The organism is Vibrio sp. V09_P4A23P171, assembly GCF_963875615.1.
Taxonomy (GTDB): Bacteria; Pseudomonadota; Gammaproteobacteria; order Enterobacterales; family Vibrionaceae; genus Vibrio; species Vibrio anguillarum.
On record NZ_CAWNMR010000058.1, the window covers coordinates 1 to 3,201 of the forward strand.

The following is a 3,201-nucleotide window of genomic DNA, read 5'->3' on the forward strand; positions in this document are numbered from 1 at the left end:
TGGCGGCTTTAGTGCAAAATTGAAGTTCAGAGTTGATAGTGTGTTTTTTTGAGTTCGGCAATGCGTTGTCAACCCCTTAGCCGGGCGTTATATTTTTTTAAGTTCAGCAATCAAAAGGATTCATGATGAACGTGGATAAAGCGAAAAAACGCATATTGAAACGAGTACAAAGAGGTTTCAAAGGTTATCCGCAAATATCATTAGAGTATTTCGGTAAAACGACGGATTTAGCGACCGAAGTCGTTATCACCTTTTTACCTGAGGAGAATGCCGAGCCTCAAATACAACGCTTTACAAGTGACAAAGATGCCCGCGAAGACGAAGCGATTCAATCTGTATTGTTAAAAATCATTGAGCGTGCGGAAGCTGCTACAGTTTTGGAAAAGCAAGAAATATCAGTTTGTTAATGGTTTTTCTGCAATCCTAAGCAGTCGGTCACGTTAGCGTAGAGAATAAAAATATAACAAACGGCTCAAGAGGGATTGCCAACGCTTGGCGACTTTAGTGCAAAATTGAAGTTCAGTGTTTACGGTGTGTTTTTTGAGTTTGGCGGTGCGTTGTCAACCCCTTAGCCGGGCGTTATGTGAATTGGAGAAATTGAGTATATGAAGAAGTTAATCGCTATATTTATAGCCGTCTTTTGTCTAGCTTCGATTGGTGCTCAAGCTAATGATCATCAGTTAAAAAATGCGTATGAAAATCATCAAAGTGATATTCAAGTCCAGGGCTCAGGCACAGTTATTCGCTTGTTACCTGATGACAACGAAGGAAGTAGGCATCAAAAATTCATATTGAAACTGGATAGTAGACAAACTTTACTTGTTGCTCACAATATTGATTTAGCTCCTAGGGTTCCAAATCTAAAAGTTGGCGATCGAGTCCAGTTTTACGGTGAATATGAATGGAACAAAAAAGGTGGTGTCACGCACTGGACGCACAAGGATCCAAACAATAAACACCCGCAAGGTTGGTTAAAGCACAACGGTAAGACGTACGAGTAAAATTCACATAACAAACGGCTCAAGAGGGATTGCCAACGCGTAGCGGCTTTAGTACAAAATTGAAGTTCAGTGTTTACGGTGTGTTTTTTGAGTTCGGCTATGCGTTGTCAACCCCTTAGCCGGACGTTATAAAGATATGGAGTTCACAAATCGAATGGAATTGTTTACGAATCTGATTGTGAGTGGTGAGTATTTGTCTGTTGCTATATTAATTGCTTTGACAATATTTCTTCATTTACCAAAAATTGTTGACTTTTATCATGTGATAAGGAAGAAAAGAAGTCATTTAATTAGAGATGCACTTTCAGACTCTAATACATCAGAGAAGTTTAAAGAGCATTTAAAAGACGAGGTCGACATTGAGCATTTTAGACTGATTTATGGAATCAAACTCAGCGCTCCGATGTTATCCGCCATATTACAACTCAAAAATCGAATTGGTGAATCAGTTTCATTTCGTCATATACTTCGAGTGGCGAAGCTATTTCCTGATATAGAACATATATCAGAGCCATCATATCGTGTGGTCTTAGGGTGGTTTGACAAAATATTTGGGATTTATAATTTGGCCGCTGGTTTTATATGTGTTGTTTTAGGGTTAGTTTCTGGTCTGTGGTTTTTCTATACCATACTGTCTAACTTCCAACCTCTTTTGTTTGTGTTGAGTGTAACTGGTTTCAGTTTTGGCATCTTTTTATTGAACGAAGGTAGTGTTTTGATTTCCACTTACCACGTAAATAAAGCATTAGATTGTTATGAGAAAAGTGGCATATAAAAATCTTTATAACAAACGGCTCAAGAGGGATTGCCAACGCTTGGCGACTTTAGTGCAAAATTGAAATTCAGCGTTTACGGCGTGTTTTTTAAGTTCGGCGGTGCGTTGTCAACCCCTTAGCCGGGCGTTAGTTTACCAATCAAGATTGCACCCTAACTCAATACGCTAGGGTGTGATAATTATCGCAGATGGTTTTGTGGCAATTGAGATTGTCCAAGGACTGCAACGACCAAAATAAAGCTGTCTTCCTTGGTAAAGTAAGCCGTATGCTTGCCTATAGGGAAGTAAAAACCATTTTGATATAAATCGTTGCAGCTTCTGCCTACCGCTGGGTTGTCAGCGAGCATCTGAAACCCAGTAAGAAGAGTATCTTTGTATGCGTTCCACTGCATCTCGGAAAAGTTTGTAACGGTATAATTTTTGATTTTATGTAAATGAGCCTGTGCTAATTTACTTAGTTTATATTTATTCTTGTACATACTTTACTTACAACGCGTTTAGGAAATTTTCACCGTCAACTATATTGCCTTGGGCTAAGTCTGCTTTTGCGGACTCAAAACAATGTTTTATGTAATCGGCTTTCATGACTTCAAGTTCTTCATAGTCTCTAATCGACATCACAACAACGGCATCTTTATTGTTTTTACTAATTTTAACTGGCTCACGTTGAGCGTTTAGAAGCAGTTCACCGAAATTACGTTTGGCATCATTTGCTGTTAATGTGTACATGGTTAAGCTCCAAGTCTGTAAGTGCAGTAATATTATAGGGTATCGAGCCAAATGTGCAATTTAATTAAATCGTGCGATTGGTGTGAAAAGTAAACTAACAAAGCATTTAAGATGGATTCGCAACGCTTGGCGGTTTTAGTGTAAATTCAGTTTTTCCGTTTTAAGTGGTTTGTCGCGGCATAGGTGTTTAGCGTTGCTCACCACTTAACGCGGCGTTATGTGCCTAATAGTTTTCAACATCTATACTATCTTGAAAAGGAAATCATATGTTTAGAGCCATATATGAGTGGCGAGTGCCGGTTGATAAAATGGATGAATTTCAAAAAATCTGGCGTACTACAACTGACTCTATTCATCATACAGTCGAAGGTGCTCTTGGCAGTTTTATGCTTCATTCCTTTGAGAAACCAGAAAAGGTATTAACGATTGCTAAGTGGCGCTCTCGACAAGATTGGGAGTTATTTTGGGAAAATAGTAATCCTGAAAAAATGCAGAAAATGCGCGAAATCGCTGAACGAATTTCGGTTGAGTCATTCGATGAAATAGAAGATCGGACTAAATCATGACCTCGGCACATAACAAACGCTTCAAGAGGGACAGCCAACGCGTGGCATTTTTACTGTGCGTTGTTTTTTGTGATTACGGTGTAATGCGGAAAGTCAGTAGTAGCGTTGTCTGCCCCTTAAGCGGGCGTTA

Annotated in this window: 6 protein-coding genes; 4 read left to right on the forward strand and 2 right to left on the reverse strand. The window is 39.2% G+C overall.

All coding sequences use genetic code 11. The annotated features are described in order from the left end of the window. The first annotated feature begins 125 nt into the window (after positions 1-125). The 3 genes from AACT23_RS14970 (at position 126) to AACT23_RS14980 (ending at position 1,776) form a co-directional block, all read left to right on the forward strand. On the forward strand, positions 126-407 hold the full coding sequence (locus AACT23_RS14970) for a hypothetical protein (RefSeq protein WP_170907960.1): 282 nt from the start codon (positions 126-128) through the stop codon (positions 405-407). 198 nt (positions 408-605) lie between these two features. Next, positions 606-1,001 carry a DUF3465 domain-containing protein gene (locus AACT23_RS14975; RefSeq protein ID WP_094130008.1) on the forward strand — a complete coding sequence of 132 codons (396 nt, stop codon included), beginning with the start codon at positions 606-608 and terminating at the stop codon, positions 999-1,001. A 154-nt stretch (positions 1,002-1,155) separates the two neighbouring features. Then, on the forward strand, positions 1,156-1,776 hold the full coding sequence (locus AACT23_RS14980; protein ID WP_094130011.1) for a hypothetical protein: 621 nt from the start codon (positions 1,156-1,158) through the stop codon (positions 1,774-1,776). Between the two features lie 179 nt (positions 1,777-1,955). Here the strand turns inward: AACT23_RS14980 and AACT23_RS14985 are convergent, their stop codons facing one another. Continuing rightward, positions 1,956-2,255 (reverse strand): type II toxin-antitoxin system RelE/ParE family toxin, encoded by a 300-nt coding sequence (locus tag AACT23_RS14985; protein WP_017045809.1) that lies wholly within the window; start codon positions 2,253-2,255, stop codon positions 1,956-1,958. A gap of 7 nt (positions 2,256-2,262) precedes the next feature. Continuing rightward, positions 2,263-2,505 (reverse strand): type II toxin-antitoxin system Phd/YefM family antitoxin, encoded by a 243-nt coding sequence (locus AACT23_RS14990; RefSeq protein ID WP_017045808.1) that lies wholly within the window; start codon positions 2,503-2,505, stop codon positions 2,263-2,265. A gap of 266 nt (positions 2,506-2,771) precedes the next feature. Here AACT23_RS14990 and AACT23_RS14995 point away from each other — a divergent pair, with 266 nt between their 5' ends. After that, the gene (locus AACT23_RS14995; RefSeq protein ID WP_017044547.1) at positions 2,772-3,071 is read left to right on the forward strand and encodes an antibiotic biosynthesis monooxygenase family protein; all 300 of its coding nucleotides are present in this window, start codon (positions 2,772-2,774) and stop codon (positions 3,069-3,071) included. Positions 3,072-3,201 lie beyond the last annotated feature (130 nt).

Coding starts and splice junctions, on each gene's coding strand:
- AACT23_RS14970 (WP_170907960.1), top strand. CDS start 126: ATGAACGTGGATAAAGCGAAAAAACGCATATTGAAACGAGTACAAAGA.
- AACT23_RS14975 (WP_094130008.1), top strand. CDS start 606: ATGAAGAAGTTAATCGCTATATTTATAGCCGTCTTTTGTCTAGCTTCG.
- AACT23_RS14980 (WP_094130011.1), top strand. CDS start 1,156: ATGGAATTGTTTACGAATCTGATTGTGAGTGGTGAGTATTTGTCTGTT.
- AACT23_RS14985 (WP_017045809.1), bottom strand. CDS start 2,255: ATGTACAAGAATAAATATAAACTAAGTAAATTAGCACAGGCTCATTTA.
- AACT23_RS14990 (WP_017045808.1), bottom strand. CDS start 2,505: ATGTACACATTAACAGCAAATGATGCCAAACGTAATTTCGGTGAACTG.
- AACT23_RS14995 (WP_017044547.1), top strand. CDS start 2,772: ATGTTTAGAGCCATATATGAGTGGCGAGTGCCGGTTGATAAAATGGAT.